This window comes from Legionella sp. D16C41 (genome assembly GCF_048541585.1).
Classification (GTDB): domain Bacteria; phylum Pseudomonadota; class Gammaproteobacteria; order Legionellales; family Legionellaceae; genus Legionella_C.
Genome location: NZ_CP183303.1, coordinates 2,924,635 through 2,942,520, shown reverse-complemented (window position 1 = coordinate 2,942,520; position 17,886 = coordinate 2,924,635). Strand labels below are relative to the sequence as shown.

The following is a 17,886-nucleotide window of genomic DNA, read 5'->3' as shown; positions in this document are numbered from 1 at the left end:
AATCTCTTATTATCTTCGTTGACTGAAAGAGCCACAACTGGATAATCTAAACCATTAAATATCTGCCAATTAATGGCAGATATTTATAATTTTGTTAGCTTAAGGTTTGCCTTTTAGGCTTTAAATAATTAGATTTTCTAATTTATCTAAGTAGACATAGTTTATTTATTATTTGTTAATGAGTTGACAGGAGGAGAGGGCTTCTTTGAATCATCGTTACCCTTTCCATCAAATAATTTTCCAGAGTAATTACTTTGTTCTGTCTTTTCTGATGATTGATTTGATTTTCTCTCACCAAATTTTGTGATACCAAGTTCTTTTAATTTTGGGCCAGCTGCCGTACTGAGAAGCACTGTAATATTTTCTTTTTCTATTTTTTTAACCTGTTCAGATGAGGTATCGACAATCTCTTTAGTTGATGAAAAAAGATAGAGCTCCCTATTAAGGTCAGAAAAACTTTCCTTAACAAGATTAATTAATCCGTGTAAACGCTCTTCTGCAGGTAACTTACCTGGAATACCTAAATTAACATCTGAAAAGAACCATATTGTTTTAACTTGCTCATATTCGCTATCTTCTTTTATTTTACTAAATTGCTCTAACAAAAAACTCTCTACTTGCTCAGTATTTTCATCATTATCTGCTATTTCACCAGTAAAGATACTTTTTGTATTATCATTAATATCTCGCTTTATACCTGTTATATTTGGCCTTACAGACAGTATATTTCCATTATATGCGCTCGATTTTAATGTGAATACCGTTGAACTACCATGAGAGCATAATACAAGTAGTAAATCATCTTTTAATATGGGGCTAAATTCAATTTTCATTACTAACTCTAAAATTTAAAGGTATTTATATTATACAAATTATTTATTAAGAGACCATTAATTTAATAAATTGTTCAAAATAATCAATTTTTTATCGTACAAAAATTTAAAAGACAGTCGCCCGTTGCATAAGTAAGTATTAAATAAGTTGAAGGAAATCTTTCAAAATTTTTAGAAAAAGTTGTTAGGAAATTGCGAAAATGATTTAATTTCTATCGGAAAAAGCTATTTTGTTTTTTTTTGCTTGTGTAATGTTTTAAGCGCTATGGGTTAACAGAGGCCCTTCATTCACCATTCTATTAGGATTTACGAAAAGCTTTTATTAAGGATTAAAAACTAATGTATTTAAGCAATATACTCGTTATTTAAATATACCAATGTTATTAAATTAAGTCTTAAAAATCTTTAGATTCGCTATAAAGAGTGGTTTACGAAGAGGCCTACTGAGTTTTTTACTTATTAATACACAATCAATTCTTTAAAGTAGAGTTTATATTTTTGATTTTCATTGATTTAAGAATAAGCTCTGAATAATTGTCTGCTATAGTTAATAAAACAGTGTTTTTAACTTAATTTAGTCAGTTTATGAAAAATTGATTTATAATACTATTTCTGCTAATCTCTGCCGTCATTTATTAAGAGTATGGTGCCCGGCATAGGTTCAGGTGGCGATATTCGTTTGTAAGAGAGATACATTTATGAAAGCTTCAGTTCATCCTAAATACGAAACTATCAAAGTTACTTGTAGTTGTGGCCATTCCTTTGAAACACGTTCAACATTATGTCATGATCTTAATGTTGAAGTATGCGCAGAATGTCATCCTTTCTATACTGGTAAACAAAAACTAGTGGATACAGGTGGTCGTGTACAAAAATTCCGTGATCGCTACAAAAAACGTGAATCAGAACGTGCTTAATAGTAAAAATAATTTAATTATATAGATAATAGTTAGCCATAAATTTACTCAAATAACGTTAATTAAAGTGGCCAGGTTGCTCAAGGTTACAGCATCAGTAGCTGTTTCTTGTAAGTTTTAATTGCATATATACTTAAAGGCACCATAAAATGTGCCTTTTTCCCTAAAATGACTGTTCATATTTATTATTTTTCTATATGATTTTTCGCTGAATTCCATGAAAAGAGAGTAGGCACTTTGGATAAAGATTTATTAACTCAACGTGCATTGCATTACCATGAATTCCCAAATCCAGGAAAACTCGGTATGCATATTACGAAACCCACAAATTCTCAAGATGATTTGTCGTTAGCATATACTCCCGGTGTTGCTGAGCCCGTATTGGCAATAGTTGATAATCCTGAAAATGCTTTCCGCTATACGTCAAAGGGTAATTTAGTTGCAGTTATTACTAATGGGACTGCCGTACTTGGCTTAGGTGATGTGGGTGCATTAGCCAGCAAACCTGTGATGGAAGGAAAAGCTGTATTATTTAAACGTTTCGCAGATATTGACGCTTTTGATATTGAAATTGAGGCTGCAAATCCGCAAGAATTTATTACCACCATCAAACGTATTTCGCCAACCTTTGGCGGTATAAATTTAGAAGATATTAAGGCACCTGAATGCTTTGAAGTGGAAAGAGCGCTTATAGAACAATTAGACATCCCCGTTTTTCATGATGATCAACATGGCACTGCTATTGTTGTTGCGGCAGGTTTACTAAATGCCTTGGATTTACAAAAAAAGTCACTAGAAGAAGCACATATCGTGTGTATTGGGGCGGGAGCCGCTGGAATTGCTTCAATGCAATTGCTCGTTGCTCTGGGTGCACGTAAAGAAAATATTTACCTTCTTGATACTAAAGGTGTAGTTCATGCCGGGCGCGAAGATTTAAATGCCTATAAATTTGCTTTTGCACGTACTACAGATAAGCGTACGCTTGCAGAGGCTTTAGTTGGCGCTGATGTATTTATTGGAGTTGCAAAACCTGACCTTTTAAGTGCTGAATTATTAAATTTAATGGCAGCAAGGCCTATTATTTTTGCTTTATCAAACCCTGATCCAGAAATTAAACCAGAATTTGCTTATCAAATTCGCAATGACTTAATTATTGCCACGGGACGCAGTGATTACCCTAACCAAGTTAATAATGTACTTTGTTTTCCTTATATTTTTCGCGGTGCACTGGACGTTCGGGCTACATGCATTAATCGTGCAATGCAAATTGCTGCTGTTGAAGCAATTCGTTCATTAGTTTTAGAACCTGTACCACAGAGTGTTAAAGATAATTACCCAGGCGTTACAGAATGGGAATTTGGTGCTAATTACATTATTCCAAAACCAATTGATCCGCGTTTAAGGGAACGAGTAACGCGGGCTGTAGCAAAAGCAGCTGTAGCAAGTGGCGTAAGCCGTCTTCTACAACAACCATAATTAGCTAAAGAAGAGCTAATTAAATTCGGTTTATTTTAATTTAAATAAAAGGATTTAGTACTTAACCTTAAGTTAAGGAGCTTATTTTGCATAGTAACAGTAATACAAGGTATTTTCTTTGTGCTTGGTTAATTTGTGCGCTTGGGGCCCTTTTTTATAGTTATGAATATTTGTTAAGAATATCGCCAAGTGTTATGGAGCATCCTTTAAGGCTTCATTTTAATTTATCAGCGACTGGGTTTGGATTTTTATCTGCTTTTTATTATTATGCTTATGTACCAATGCAAGTACCGGTAGGTGTTTTACTAGACCGATTTGGTCCTAGACGACTAATTACTTTTGCATGTCTTATTTGTGTTGTTGGAACCTTTCTTTTTGCGAACACATCTATTGTTTGGGTAGCTGCTATAGGCCGATTTTTTGTTGGTTTTGGTTCTGCCTTTGCTTTTGTAGGGGTATTAAAATTAGCTACTATCTGGTTGCCAGAAGATAGGCTAGCCATGGTATCTGGTCTTGCTGCGGCTTTAGGTACAATTGGTGCTATGTTAGGAGACAATTTATTAGGTGAGTTTGTAAATAAGATTGGCTGGCGTCCTACTGTCGAAATGACAGCTTATTTTGGATTATTTTTAAGTATAATTTTATGGTTTGGTATTCGCGATAAAAGCGATAAGGCTCAAGCTTCTAGTGGAACAATTTCAAGTTTCCATAAGAGTATGATTGATTTAGGCATTATAGTTAAAAATAAACAAGTTTGGATAAATGGCGCTATTGGCTGTTTAGTTTATTTACCAACCACTGTGTTCGCTGAATTATGGGGAATTCCTTATTTAAAACATGCTCATAACTTAACCTCTTCAGGCGCTGATTTTGCCAATTCTTTGCTTTTTCTTGGGTTTACTATTGGTGCTCCACTGATGGGTTTTATCTCAGACAAAATAAAAAGACGTAGGCTTCCATTATTAGTTGGTGCTTCGGGAGCCGCAATTATTATGATGATTATACTTTATATGCCTGATTTAAATCAGATGAGTATTAATTTTTTAATGTTTGCCTTAGGGCTCTTTTATAGTGCACAATGTATTGTTTTTGCTATTGGTAGAGAATTAAGCCCTGCTGAGGCAGCAGGGACTGCAATGTCTTTAACCAATATGACGGTAATGCTTGGCGCTATGTTTCTGCAGCCTTTAGTAGGCCGATTACTAGATTTTAGTTTAGCGTCACATAATGCAAATACTCTACCTAATCAATTGGGTTTTGATAAGTTGCAACAGTTGTACACAGCAGACGACTATCAATTCGCTTTATCGATTATACCATTGGGTATCATTATCGCTGCCATTTTAACCTTTTTTTTAAAAGAAACTTATGCAATTACAAATGATTAAATCTGTTAGTAGGAGCCAAGCTATTTTTGGCTGCTTCGTTTGTGCGGTAGGTGCACTTTTTTATTGTTATGAATTTGTTTTAAGAATTATACCGGGTGCCTTACAAAGTGAACTCAGTGCGGCATTTGGCCACATTTCGGCGACTACTTTTGGGCAGCTATCAGCTTTCTATTATTTTGCTTATTCGCCTATGCAGTTACCTGTAGGTATGTTAATGGATCGCTATGGGCCACATAAATTATTAACGTTCGCTTGTTTATGTTGTACTGTTGGTTCTTGGATGTTTACTAATATATCCTCTATGTTAATTGCAGGCTGTGGACGATTTTTGGTTGGCTTTGGGTCTTCTTTTGCTTTTGTTGGTGTTTTATCTTTGGCGTTAAGCTGGTTACCAAAAAAATATTTTAACATATAATTGGGCAGGACGAAGCAAAACGTGCTGTAGCTATTGCTTTACGTAATCGATGGCGTCGTATGCAAATTAAAGATGACGATTTACGTAATGAAATAATGCCTAAAAATATCTTAATGATTGGCCCCACAGGTGTAGGTAAAACTGAAATTGCTAGGCGGTTAGCCAAATTAGCCGAAGCCCCCTTTCTTAAAGTAGAAGCTACTAAATTTACTGAGGTTGGCTATGTAGGGCGTGATGTTGATTCAATTATGCGTGATTTAGTGGATATTTCCATTAAACAAGAAAGGCAAATGGCCATGAAGAAAGTGGAGCATTTATCAGAAGATGCTGCCGAAAATCGAGTTCTTGATGCGCTTCTCCCTCCACCACGCGGTGGCTTAACACCAGCTGAAAAAGACAGCACCACCAGACAAGTTTTTCGTAAACAATTACGAGAAGGCTTGCTAGACGATAATGAAATCGAAATTGATTTAGCTGTAAATCCTGTGGGAATAGAAATTATGGCTCCTCCAGGCATGGAAGAAATGACTAGTCAACTACAAGCCATGTTTCACCAGGTCGGTAGTAATCGCACTAAAACACGTAAATTAACTATTGCCAAAGCGATGAAATTATTACGCGAAGAAGAAGCAGCAAAGTTAATTAACGAAGAAGATATTAAATCCAGAGCTATCGAAAGCGTTGAGCAAAATGGTATTGTCTTTATTGATGAATTAGATAAGGTAGCTAAACGCGCTGAACATGGTAGCGGTGGGGATGTATCACGGGAAGGTGTACAACGTGATTTATTACCTTTAGTTGAAGGTACTACTATTTCTACTAAATATGGCCCAGTTAAATCGGATCACGTGTTATTTATAGCTTCAGGAGCTTTTCATGTCGCAAAGCCTTCCGATTTAATTGCTGAATTACAAGGACGATTACCTATTCGTGTGGAATTAAATGCACTTAGTGTAGATGATTTTGTACGTATCTTAACCGAGCCTAGTAATTCTCTAACAGAGCAATATATTGCTTTAATGGCTACCGAAGGATTGAGCTTAAGCTTTGACGAAACAGGAGTCAAACGCATTGCTGAAGTGGCTTGGCGAGTTAATGAGCGTACAGAAAATATTGGTGCTCGCCGGCTTTATACTGTGATGGAGCGGCTTTTAGAAGTAGTCTCCTTTGAGGCAACTGATAAAGCTGGTGAAACTGTTCACGTTGATAAAGCTTACGTTGATGCTCATTTAGGTAAACTAGTGGAAGATGAAGATCTAGCAAGATATATTCTATAATATCACCACTAAACTTCACCCTAGGTTTGTAAGCTCGCAAGGTTTAAGTTATATATTTCTATGTATACTCCTTTGCCTAACGAGCTTGCATCTTGGCTAAAACCTAGGGCGTGAGGCTTTCTAAACTAGGTTTCCAATTAGGTAGTTAATTTATCTTAATCATTCCAACGTATTTACTGTTTATCTATTGCCAGATGAATTAATTCTAACAATATCTTTATTGGCAGGAATACCGCTACTAAATAATTTAGCAAGACTGATAGATAAGGTTTGTTGCAGCAGCTTATCATTTTCTTTAAAAATTGTTTCCAGGGATATATTGTAGCTGTACCTTCAAAATCATATTGATCAGGTAAGTTATACGGTAAATGTTTACTTAGCCAATATAAAGAAATTTCATTTAAATCTCGACTTAATAAGTAGCGCCCATCAGCACCTATATGAACTAAATTAATTTTTTGCAACTCACTAATCATATGATCACTGTCAATTTCAAAAGGTTGGGCGCTCGCCTGAATGAGTTCATCTAGACACAAGCCTTGTCCATCTTTTTGTTTTAGCCATAATAACTGGAGCCAAAGTAGCGCATGGGAACAGCCGTCTATTGGCTTACCGCTTCGCCTTTTATGGTGTACAGACAGAGCATAACTTACTTCAGCACCTAATAAAGTAATAAGCCAAACCCAATAAACCCAAATAAAGAAAATAGGCAAGATAGCAAAAGCGCCATAAAGTAATTGGTAAGTATTATAGTGTGATAAATAATAAGCAAAGCCTTGCTTAGCTGACTCAAATAAGATAGTTGCAAATAATCCACCGATAAATCCATGCTCAAACTGCACTGGGCGATTAGGGACAATCACATATAGGAAAGTAAACCCAGTCAACGAGAGTATAAAAGGCAATAAATTTAAAATAAAAGAGGGTGCTTGTTCATCTTTTAAAAAAGGAATAGAAACTAAATACGAACTTGCTGCTAGACTTAAGCCTAGCAAAATAGGACCAAGCGATAAAATTGCCCAATAAAGCAAAAATGCAGCAACTCCCTTTCTTGCACTAGATACACGCCATATTTTATTCATAGCGCGTTCAATAGTAACCATAACAAGTATGGCCGTTACAAATAAGAAAGTGACTCCCCATACTGGGAGTTTTACCACTTGGGTAGCAAAGTCTTGCACATAATTTTGTACGACTTTTCCAGTGGCAGGTACAAAATTTTCAAAAATAAAATCTTGTATAGGCCCACTAAAATTATGAAAAACTGGAAAAGAAGAAAGAATAGAGAAGCCTACTGTCATTAGTGGAACAAGGGCTAATAAAGTTGTAAAAGCCAGGGCGGAAGCACGATAAGCGCAGTCGTCTTCAATAAAGTGGTTAATGACAAAACGAATAAATCGCTCTATCTTTCCCCATCTTAAATTGACTTCTTTCTTCCAATCCATAGCGCTTTCCATGTTGAGAATAAATTAAAAATTTATTCTATTCGAATAAGTTCCTAATAAATCTATTAAATCTTACAAAGATTTAAAGCTTATTTGTTTTTAGAATAGTTTATAGCTACATTTTCTTCCTATGTGCTTCCTTGCGCTATAGGTTTACGCTTTTAAGCTGCTGGTGCAGAAAGGGATAGCTCTTCTTTCGACTGTAGCGATAGCGCAAAAACAATGACTAAGCCTAGTAGATATATTAATCCAATTATTGCACAGTATAAGCCAAAATAATTATTATTGTGATTAGCATAGATATGATTGGCTGTTTCTACACCTATAGCTTGTGCCACCATACTAATTAAACTAATCATAGCGTATGCTGTTCCTTTACTTACGGAAGTTGAGAATAAAACATATCTATTTAACGGCGCCGCCGTTACTCCTAAACCAAAGCCATATAAGGTTAAACCAGGTAAAAGCCATTCAAAATTGGTATTAATTAAACTAGGCAATAAAAAAGTAATAAGTAGGCCTGCTGTGGCTAAAATTGAGCCGAAGAAAATGATAAATTTGAGTCCTCTTTGGCGTGTCAAGCGATGTAAATACCAATTGCCTAATAAACCTGCACCAAAAATAGGTAATTGCCAAAGCGCATAAGCAATAACACTTAGTTTTGCATCAGCAACGATAATAATGGGAGAAATAGCAATCCAGGCAACACATGGCACGCCAACCAAACCAGCAACCCATGCCCCTACCATAAAACCAGGATTGGTGAGGAGCTTTAAATAATTTTTAAAGACAACTTTTGGTGCTAATGAAGTGCGTGGAATAACTTGGCCATCTTTTTTTTGTGCGCCTACAGGCTCTGGCATAAAACGCCATAAACCCCATAATGCTAACAAAGCAAACGCTCCAATAAGAACAAAAATACCACGCCAATTAAAATAAAGTATAAAGGTGGCACCTGCCAGTGGGCCCAATAAAGGCGCTAATGAAGCAACATTAGCCAAAGTTGCTACCAGGCGGACAGCATCCATCTCAGCAAAAATTTCCTGCAGTGTTGCATAACCAATCACACCAATGAAACAAAGGCCCATACCTTCAAAGTAGCGAGCTAATAAAAATTGGCCGATTGAATTAGAACAAGCAATAAACGCGGTAAAGACGAAGAATAATATAGCACCAGCCAGCATAACTGGTCGGCGGCCAATGCGATCTGAAATAGGGCCTAAAAATAACTGCAGACTTGCACCACCTAAAATATATGCTGTAAGTGAAGTAGCAATGGCTGATTCTGGTCCTTGAAAAGAAGTAACAACCTGAATCATGCCAGGCATAATCATGTCATTGGCAATATAAGTTAAAAATTGATAAAGCACGAGAAAGCTTGCAAAAGATAACGCTTGCTTGCGCGAAATATTAATCAACGGATGCGCCATGCTATTACTCCAATACAGCAAGGTGAAAAAAATAGAACTTTTATTGTACAGAAGGTTCTGTTAAATGTCATTAGCTTAATGAGAAAAATTATTAATACACAAGGCGTGTTAATTAGTATTTTTACCTATAGTTCAAACAAATTATTGCAATGTCACAGCAAAAAACTAATCGATAACCTGCATATAGGCAATAAAATTTTCTAAAAAGATTAAGGGTTTGACAGAATGATTATTTATACTCCTTTAATAGTAAGGAAGCAACTACTTATAAGTCTTAATGTGATATATATAAGGCTTAATGAACTAGCAGGCTTTTAAAGCTTTAAAACGAGGGAATTTAACTATTATGATGAATCCTTATATTCTTGTTTTATTTTACTCAAGATACGGTGCCACAGCTCAATTAGCAAACTATATAGCACGTGGTGTAGAAAGTGTTGCAGGAATTGAAGCTCGTATTCGAACTGTTCCACCAGTATCAACAGTTTGTGAATCAACGGAAAAAGAGGTGCCTGATGAAGGAGCCCCTTATGTGACCTTAGATGATTTACGTCATTGTAGTGGGCTTGCTTTAGGCAGTCCTACTCGATTTGGGAATATGGCAGCTCCGCTTAAATATTTTCTAGATACTACAACCTCGTTATGGTTAGCTGGCGATTTAGCTAATAAACCTGCTTGTGTGTTTACATCTACTGCTTCAACGCATGGTGGCCAAGAAACAACGCTAACCAGTATGATGTTGCCCTTAATGCATCATGGCATGATTCTCTTAGGTATTCCTTATACGCAGCCTTTATTAAACACAACTAAAACAGGTGGTAGCCCGTATGGTATGTCACATGTAGCTGGAATGACTAATGATAATCCAATTAGTGAAGATGAAATGACATTAGCAAAACAATTAGGTAAACGGCTTGGCACTATTGCTATGAAGTTATTAGAAAAATAGACACTGTTTTCTGCTATCTTGCTATCTTAAAGGTACATAAAATAGGTTGGGCCACTCGGTCCAACAACTATTTTGGTCATTTGTCGTGAAATTACAAAGAAAAGCTGCTTATCGTTAGCCTAACATCTTACGGTATTCATTAGCTTAGCTAGATTATTGAATTTTTTAAAAAAATAAAGCGTTAAGTATTTTAGTGTGCAGATTTGTGACTAATTTCAATCAGTTGCCCAATCGCTTTTCTTTTATGTTAAACTGTTTGAACTTTAATTAACATGCTAATTAAGCTGGTAGTATTATTATGGCAGGCGTTAATTTAGAAGATTTAAACATTATTGAGCTTGAAATTCTTTTAGGACATTTGCGCTTAGGAGCTGCTCATCTTAAAAAAAATTTAAGTAAAAGACAATTTAAAAATTTACTGCACTTAGGTTCATTAAATATTACCCAACATACTAATATTCAATCAGATGGTAAAGAAAAATCAGGTAATGTCGCTTTAGTTCTTAATTGTATTATTACGAGTACCTTTGGCGCATGGATGGGTTTCTCAGGCTTTATGGATCTTCGTCTAGGCTCTTTTATTACACTCGCAGGTATTACCTTTATTGCGCTTATTACAAGTAGTCTAGTTGGTTATTTTAGTTTTAAATTAACTGCTGAAAATGCCCAATCAGCTATCAATACTCAAAAAATACTTAATGTTCAGCTGCATGTTACTAAGTTAATTTTCAATAAAAAGCAGGAACAAATTGAGTCCTCGATTAAATATTTAAACCATTCACTGCATTATCTTTACAAAAATACGCCTAGTGTAGGCCGCATGCCTTCTACTGAATATTGTGATTTTAATGAAAATTGTGACTTTATTAAATGGATTAATGACTTATGTTTTGTAATTGGTAAAAAATGTGAGGAAGTAAAAATAGAAAAAATTTATGAATTTTATGCTGATAGGCTAAATGAAATTATAAATAGCTTAAACAGCTTATTAACTACTCATTGGATTACCAATACAGAAGGTGATATCACAGTTTGTGATTTGATGGAAAAAAAAGGTTGGAATTTATCATTGCCTGATGAAAATAGTTCCTTTATTCAAGTACTGTCTAATCCTGTTAATAAAAGTGGCTCCTTTATTAAGCAAAAATCTTGGGTTAGTAAAAATTTACTAGCATTAATCGCAGGTGTCATTCCCACGATAATGGGGGGATTTGCTTCGATGTTTGTATTTCTTGCTGGTGGACCTAACTTAGCAAGAGAATTAGGATTACATTCATTGGCGCAAGCATTAAGAAATCCGAGTGCTCGTTTAGTAGAATTTAGTATTGCAGTCTCTTTAACAATTTATTATGCCGTGTCCTATGCTTATAGTAATTACAAACTTTTTTTACGGGATGAAGAGGCTAAAAAAACTAAGGAGAAAATAGTTAAAAAAGAACAAGCCATTATTGATTTAACAACAAAATTAAATGTTTTAGAAAAAATGAAAGATCAAATGATGCGCATTATTAATATTTACACGGCGCTTGAAAAGATAGCTAATATCTGGGTTATTAAGAAAAAAGAACTTAATAGCTATATGAATTTAATAAAAATTAAAAAAATCAAAGAAGATAGTGAGAAATTTGAAAAGGAAGCTAATTTAAAAAATTAAAATTATAACAAGCTCAAGGAAATGAGTTATTAGCTATAACCTAATAGGTAGTTATTAAAGGACCATCATGAAGATAATTATGTCGCTTTTACTATTGGGGTTAAGCAATATAGCTTCCGCTATAGCGGGTAATTCATTGTTTCTTTTAACCTCTTCGGAAGCGACTATAGCGCCTTTACATAAAAATAACTATATCTTAAATTTAAGTCAGCCTGTTAAATATATTAGTTATTATACGCAGACGCCAAATGGTGTAGCAGGGGCTGCTTTATTTCCCTTAGAGAACTTTATATCGCTTTGGCGTAATCAAACAGTAAAAAATAATTTTTCTAATAATCCGCCGCAAGCGTTGCTTGCTACAGTGAACGAAGAAGGCGAAGGGCAGAAAACCGTATTAGTAATTGTCACGAATCCAAGTATGGTTAATGGAACACTAAGTTATCAAGTTTCTGTATTAAACGGCGAAAGCTTAATCACTGGTAAGTTAAAATTTGTAACGCTTATTTTTGACAAGATTGCTGATGATAATACTTTTTTAAATGCATTATCAGTTAATTCTAATTAAATAAAGCTCATTTACTCCCTAATCAGATATTGTTATAGTTCCTCTGCTTATAAATCACCTTCATCAATTTAAGACTTAAGAGCAAATTGTGCGAGTAATTACTTTTAATGCTAATGGTATACGATCAGCAGTTCGTAAAGGATTTTGTAATTGGTTAGAATCACAAGACGCTGATTTCATTTGTATTCAAGAAACAAAAGCACAAGTTCATCAATTATCTGAGGCAAGTTATTACCCTTGTGGTTACCACTGCGATTACTATGACGCTCAAAAAAAGGGCTATAGTGGCGTGGCCATTTATGCACGCCATAAACCACAGCAAGTTATAAAAGGGTTAGGCTTTGCTTTTTGTGATGAAGAAGGTCGTTATTTGCAATTTGATTATCCTAAATTAAGTGTAATCTCTCTTTATTTACCTTCAGGAACAAGTGGTCCACTACGTCAAGAAGTTAAATTTGATTTTCTTAAACGGCTTAGAGACCATTTAATAGAGCTAAAACAACAAGGCCGAGAATTAATTATTTGTGGTGATTATAATATTGCTCACAAGGCAATTGACCTTAAAAATTGGCGTGGCAACCAAAAAAATTCTGGTTTCTTACCTGAAGAAAGAGCTTGGATGGATGATTTATTTGATATTTTAGGGTTTGTTGACGCTTTCCGACGACTACTTAACCAAGAACAAGAACAATATACTTGGTGGTCTAATAGAGGTCGGGCTTGGGAGAAAAATGTGGGCTGGCGGATTGATTATCAAGTTATTACACCAGGTTTAACAGCTAGTGTAGCGGCTGTTGCCATTCATCGGGAAAATCGTTGGTCAGATCATGCTCCTTTAATTATTGATTACCATGGAGATTGGTGTGCTTAAATTAGCTACTTGGAATGTAAATTCACTTAAAATTCGCTTAGAGCAGGTATTAATGTGGTTTGAAGACAATCAAATCGATATTCTTGCACTGCAAGAAACTAAGCTTCCTGATGAAAAATTTCCGCTAAATGTTTTTACGGAGCGTGGTTATCATACAGTTTATGCAGGCCAGAAAACTTACAATGGTGTTGCTGTCATAAGTCGCGAACCTCTTAGTACAGCTTTAACTGATATTCCTAATTTAATTGATCCACAACGTCGTATTTTAATTACAACTATTGGCCAATTAAGATTAATTAATCTTTATGTGCCCAATGGGGCTGCTGTAGGATGTGATAAATATTTTTATAAATTAGATTGGCTGTCTAAAGTTAAAGAACATATTAAGCAAGAATTGGAAAGCTATCCAAAGTTAGCTGTAGTTGGCGATTTTAATATTGCACCTGAAGACCAAGATGTTCATGACCCAATTGAGTGGGAAGGAAGCGTTTTAGTTAGCCCAGAGGAGAGGCAGGCATTTGCTCAGTTATTAGATTTAGGCCTACATGATAGTTTTAGAATTTTTCCACAGGAAGAGAAATTATATAGTTGGTGGGACTACCGAGCAGCAGGTTTTAGACGCAATCGCGGTTTACGTATTGATCACATTTTATTAAGTACTGATTTAAAAGATTCATGTGTCGCTGCACGTATCGATAAGCAACCTCGGTCTGTAGAGCGCCCTTCTGATCATACGCCTGTAATTGTTGAATTAGATATAACTTAATTGCAAATATATATATAAACTATAGAGCAAATGGATTTTTTAAATTGCAATTTTTTAACCTCTTCAATACTAACTTCTAGTAAGTTAAGTTGTACTTCCTTCGAACATAAGCAGTTTGGACATATTATGAAGGTCTATCTTATCGCCTCAATAAACGCATTAAAGAATAAAATTTTAGTCTAAACTAAAAATAAGCTTAATTAATTAGATAAAGATTGGGCTTATTTATTATTGCTAGACTATGGTTAGTTAAATGTTGGTCGATATAAGTCAAGCTAAGATTATTGAAAAGTTAAATGCTTATTTAACTTATAACAATTCCTCTCTTAAGCTAAACCCCACCGGGGTGTGTAATGGCTTAGCGTATGTATACGCTAAATATGTTTTCGAAAATAAAGAGCAAGAATTTTTTAAAATTTTAGAACATATTTCTCAAGGTAGTAAGAGCAAGGACTTTAGTGATGATGAAATTAACTATTTTATTATGCAAGTTATGCTTGCTTATCTTCCGCAGGAATATGATCAAAAGCTTAGCCAGCAGTCTTCAGGACAGATATTAAAGGTTAATGATAAGCCACTAAATTCAATATTTAATTTTTCATTAGTAACCACAGATCAAAATTGGGCCGAGATTTTTAAAAGTATTGCTTTAGAAAAAGACGAGGTAATGATAATTACTGGGGTAGGTCATGCTGTTGCTGTTAGGAAAGTAAATGATCATTATCTACTTTATGATTCTAACAATCCTTCTGGCCTTAAAGAATTGTTTAATGAAGAGAAGTTAGCTATAGAACTACATAAACAATCGTTAAGATATACAAGCCAAAATATGGCATTAAATATCCATATTTTACCTCATCCTGAAAAGCAAGTAAAAAGAAGTCATCCATTCCCTGAGCCTATCCATTTATACGATTCTCATATTAAAAGTAATGAAGAGGCAACGGCTACTGCTACTAGTAGTACTGGTAAAATAGTTAATACATTATATTATGCAGCTCATAGTGGAGATAAAGATACTTTAGAGTATTTACTGCATTTTAAATGGACTTCAGATAATATAAAACAGGCCACTATAGTCGCTATTGAGGCAAATAATATTAACGCAATTAAGCCACTAGTGAAACAAGTAGAGCAAAGAGGATTTCCAGATTTTCATCCTTGGTTGTTAAGATTGGCACTTATAAGCGGACGTTATGAAGTATGTGACACGTTATTAGAAGATCCAGCATTTAAACACTATTATACAGACCGCTTGAATCTAAATATCTCTTCAACAAACATTTCTTTTAGAAAGGATTTACCATTTGCTATACAAGCAATTGATTTTGCAGCTCAAGGGGGTAATGAGAAATTACTTAAAGAGGTGCTAAATAATGCTAAAAACTTCTCTCAACTGCAGAACTTTTTAAATGCAGGGTCCGTAGATAAAACTAATTGCCTATACAGTGTTATTGATAGCACTATTAAAAATACTATTAATAGTGGTAGTGGAGAGTGTATGACATTATTAATGGAAGAAATAAAACCTTTGCAATTCTCAGCAGAAGATAAATTAGATTATTTGCTCTTAGCTATTCGCCAAAATAAATCGCAAGTTGCAGTAGCTTTAATAAAAGTAATAGAAATGGATGAAGGACCAGAATTAGCTAAAAAATTATTTTCCACTATTACTATCCCCGATCAGGCTGCGAAAAATATGAATTTAGCCTTCTTGCGGCGTTTAGAAAAACACGGCGTTAAATTATCACCAACAGTAAAACTTATAATACAAGATCGAGAACATAAAGAGGTAGGCTTAACAGGAACAGCAAGTCTTTTGTTTTCTAAATTTACTGGCTTCTTTAAAACAGAAGTTTTAAGCGGAACGCCTCCTATTCCAGAAATAGATCGAGAAAAACTTAAAATGTTTAAAGATGAATTAAAATCTATAAAATTAGAAATGAAAAGCTCTAGTGATTCTGGAACATACTTTCATAACTGAAGAGTGCGATTTACGCTAGCTATAAAAAATTACTTAAATAATGTCAAGACACTAATCTCTTATTATCTTCGTTGACTGAAAGAGCCACAACTGGATAATCTAAACCATTAAATATCTGCCAATTAATGGCAGATATTTATAATTTTGTTAGCTTAAGGTTTGCCTTTTAGGCTTTAAATAATTAGATTTTCTAATTTATCTAAGTAGACATAGTTTATTTATTATTTGTTAATGAGTTGACAGGAGGAGAGGGCTTCTTTGAATCATCGTTACCCTTTCCATCAAATAATTTTCCAGAGTAATTACTTTGTTCTGTCTTTTCTGATGATTGATTTGATTTTCTCTCACCAAATTTTGTGATACCAAGTTCTTTTAATTTTGGGCCAGCTGCCGTACTGAGAAGCACTGTAATATTTTCTTTTTCTATTTTTTTAACCTGTTCAGATGAGGTATCGACAATCTCTTTAGTTGATGAAAAAAGATAGAGCTCCCTATTAAGGTCAGAAAAACTTTCCTTAACAAGATTAATTAATCCGTGTAAACGCTTTCTCTGCAGGTAACTTACCTGGAATACCTAAATTAACATCTGAAAAGAACCATATTGTTTTAACTTGCTCATATTCGCTATCTTCTTTTATTTTACTAAATTGCTCTAACAAAAAACTCTCTACTTGCTCAGTATTTTCATCATTATCTGCTATTTCACCAGTAAAGATACTTTTTGTATTATCATTAATATCTCGCTTTATACCTGTTATATTTGGCCTTACAGACAGTATATTTCCATTATATGCGCTCGATTTTAATGTGAATACCGTTGAACTACCATGAGAGCATAATACAAGTAGTAAATCATCTTTTAATATGGGGCTAAATTCAATTTTCATTACTAACTCTAAAATTTAAAGGTATTTATATTATACAAATTATTTATTAAGAGACCATTAATTTAATAAATTGTTCAAAATAATCAATTTTTTATCGTACAAAAATTTAAAAGACAGTCGCCCGTTGCATAAGTAAGTATTAAATAAGTTGAAGGAAATCTTTCAAAATTTTTAGAAAAAGTTGTTAGGAAATTGCGAAAATGATTTAATTTCTATCGGAAAAAGCTATTTTGTTTTTTTTTGCTTGTGTAATGTTTTAAGCGCTATGGGTTAACAGAGGCCCTTCATTCACCATTCTATTAGGATTTACGAAAAGCTTTTATTAAGGATTAAAAACTAATGTATTTAAGCAATATACTCGTTATTTAAATATACCAATGTTATTAAATTAAGTCTTAAAAATCTTTAGATTCGCTATAAAGAGTGGTTTACGAAGAGGCCTACTGAGTTTTTTACTTATTAATACACAATCAATTCTTTAAAGTAGAGTTTATATTTTTGATTTTCATTGATTTAAGAATAAGCTCTGAATAATTGTCTGCTATAGTTAATAAAACAGTGTTTTTAACTTAATTTAGTCAGTTTATGAAAAATTGATTTATAATACTATTTCTGCTAATCTCTGCCGTCATTTATTAAGAGTATGGTGCCCGGCATAGGTTTCAGGTGGCGATATTCGTTTGTAAGAGAGATACATTTATGAAAGCTTCAGTTCATCCTAAATACGAAACTATCAAAGTTACTTGTAGTTGTGGCCATTCCTTTGAAACACGTTCAACATTATGTCATGATCTTAATGTTGAAGTATGCGCAGAATGTCATCCTTTCTATACTGGTAAACAAAAACTAGTGGATACAGGTGGTCGTGTACAAAAATTCCGTGATCGCTACAAAAAACGTGAATCAGAACGTGCTTAATAGTAAAAATAATTTAATTATATAGATAATAGTTAGCCATAAATTTACTCAAATAACGTTAATTAAAGTGGCCAGGTTGCTCAAGGTTACAGCATCAGTAGCTGTTTCTTG

General features: G+C 34.2%; 16 protein-coding genes and 1 pseudogene. 12 read left to right on the top strand and 5 right to left on the bottom strand.

Annotated features, from left to right (window positions below; translation table 11 throughout):
- Positions 1-161 precede the first annotated feature (161 nt).
- Positions 162-833, bottom strand: a complete 672-nt coding sequence (locus ACNVED_RS12740; RefSeq protein ID WP_419419374.1) for a hypothetical protein — start codon at positions 831-833, stop codon at positions 162-164.
- A gap of 698 nt (positions 834-1,531) precedes the next feature.
- Here ACNVED_RS12740 and rpmE (ACNVED_RS12735) point away from each other — a divergent pair.
- The 5 genes and pseudogenes from rpmE (ACNVED_RS12735) (at position 1,532) to hslU (ending at position 6,306) form a co-directional block, all read left to right on the top strand.
- Positions 1,532-1,750, top strand: coding sequence for a 50S ribosomal protein L31 (rpmE, locus tag ACNVED_RS12735; protein WP_419419363.1), 219 nt, complete (start codon positions 1,532-1,534; stop codon positions 1,748-1,750).
- 237 nt (positions 1,751-1,987) lie between these two features.
- A complete protein-coding gene (locus tag ACNVED_RS12730) occupies positions 1,988-3,226 on the top strand; it encodes a malic enzyme-like NAD(P)-binding protein (RefSeq protein WP_419419362.1) in 1,239 nt (412 codons plus the stop codon).
- Between the two features lie 86 nt (positions 3,227-3,312).
- The gene (locus ACNVED_RS12725; RefSeq protein ID WP_419419361.1) at positions 3,313-4,614 is read left to right on the top strand and encodes an MFS transporter; all 1,302 of its coding nucleotides are present in this window, start codon (positions 3,313-3,315) and stop codon (positions 4,612-4,614) included.
- Positions 4,607-5,026: pseudogene (locus ACNVED_RS12720) on the top strand (MFS transporter); the annotation flags it as partial. The gene ACNVED_RS12725 and the pseudogene ACNVED_RS12720, both read left to right, overlap by 8 nt.
- Entirely contained in the window at positions 5,026-6,306 is a 1,281-nt protein-coding gene (gene hslU, locus ACNVED_RS12715) for an ATP-dependent protease ATPase subunit HslU (RefSeq protein WP_419421193.1), read from the top strand. The pseudogene ACNVED_RS12720 and the gene hslU, both read left to right, overlap by 1 nt.
- Positions 6,307-6,479: 173 nt before the next feature.
- On the opposite strand, the gene ACNVED_RS12710 is transcribed toward hslU, so the two are convergent.
- Both ACNVED_RS12710 and ACNVED_RS12705 read right to left on the bottom strand, forming a co-directional pair.
- Positions 6,480-7,751: a YihY family inner membrane protein gene (locus ACNVED_RS12710; RefSeq protein WP_419419373.1), complete on the bottom strand. Its 1,272-nt coding sequence runs from the start codon at positions 7,749-7,751 to the stop codon at positions 6,480-6,482.
- A 161-nt stretch (positions 7,752-7,912) separates the two neighbouring features.
- Positions 7,913-9,181 carry an MFS transporter gene (locus tag ACNVED_RS12705; RefSeq protein ID WP_419419372.1) on the bottom strand — a complete coding sequence of 423 codons (1,269 nt, stop codon included), beginning with the start codon at positions 9,179-9,181 and terminating at the stop codon, positions 7,913-7,915.
- A gap of 346 nt (positions 9,182-9,527) precedes the next feature.
- Between ACNVED_RS12705 and wrbA the strand changes: the two genes are divergently transcribed.
- The 6 genes from wrbA (at position 9,528) to ACNVED_RS12675 (ending at position 15,970) form a co-directional block, all read left to right on the top strand.
- Positions 9,528-10,130: an NAD(P)H:quinone oxidoreductase gene (wrbA, locus tag ACNVED_RS12700; protein WP_419419371.1), complete on the top strand. Its 603-nt coding sequence runs from the start codon at positions 9,528-9,530 to the stop codon at positions 10,128-10,130.
- A gap of 298 nt (positions 10,131-10,428) precedes the next feature.
- Entirely contained in the window at positions 10,429-11,784 is a 1,356-nt protein-coding gene (locus tag ACNVED_RS12695; RefSeq protein ID WP_419419370.1) for a hypothetical protein, read from the top strand.
- A gap of 67 nt (positions 11,785-11,851) precedes the next feature.
- The gene (locus tag ACNVED_RS12690) at positions 11,852-12,349 is read left to right on the top strand and encodes a hypothetical protein (RefSeq protein WP_419419369.1); all 498 of its coding nucleotides are present in this window, start codon (positions 11,852-11,854) and stop codon (positions 12,347-12,349) included.
- 88 nt (positions 12,350-12,437) lie between these two features.
- Positions 12,438-13,220 (top strand): exodeoxyribonuclease III, encoded by a 783-nt coding sequence (locus ACNVED_RS12685; RefSeq protein WP_419419368.1) that lies wholly within the window; start codon positions 12,438-12,440, stop codon positions 13,218-13,220.
- Positions 13,213-13,986: an exodeoxyribonuclease III gene (gene xth / locus ACNVED_RS12680; RefSeq protein ID WP_419419367.1), complete on the top strand. Its 774-nt coding sequence runs from the start codon at positions 13,213-13,215 to the stop codon at positions 13,984-13,986. The genes ACNVED_RS12685 and xth overlap by 8 nt, the downstream gene beginning before the upstream one ends.
- Positions 13,987-14,239: 253 nt before the next feature.
- The gene (locus tag ACNVED_RS12675; protein WP_419419366.1) at positions 14,240-15,970 is read left to right on the top strand and encodes a hypothetical protein; all 1,731 of its coding nucleotides are present in this window, start codon (positions 14,240-14,242) and stop codon (positions 15,968-15,970) included.
- Positions 15,971-16,184: 214 nt separating this feature from the next.
- Here ACNVED_RS12675 and ACNVED_RS12670 read toward each other — a convergent pair whose 3' ends face one another.
- Together ACNVED_RS12670 and ACNVED_RS12665 are read right to left on the bottom strand one after the other, a co-directional pair.
- Positions 16,185-16,376, bottom strand: a complete 192-nt coding sequence (locus ACNVED_RS12670) for a hypothetical protein (RefSeq protein WP_419419365.1) — start codon at positions 16,374-16,376, stop codon at positions 16,185-16,187.
- A 118-nt stretch (positions 16,377-16,494) separates the two neighbouring features.
- Entirely contained in the window at positions 16,495-16,857 is a 363-nt protein-coding gene (locus ACNVED_RS12665; protein WP_419419364.1) for a hypothetical protein, read from the bottom strand.
- A 699-nt stretch (positions 16,858-17,556) separates the two neighbouring features.
- On the opposite strand from ACNVED_RS12665, the gene rpmE (ACNVED_RS12660) reads away from it, so the two are divergent.
- Complete coding sequence (gene rpmE / locus ACNVED_RS12660; protein ID WP_419419363.1) at positions 17,557-17,775, top strand: 50S ribosomal protein L31; 219 nt, start codon at positions 17,557-17,559, stop codon at positions 17,773-17,775.
- Positions 17,776-17,886: the final 111 nt, after the last annotated feature.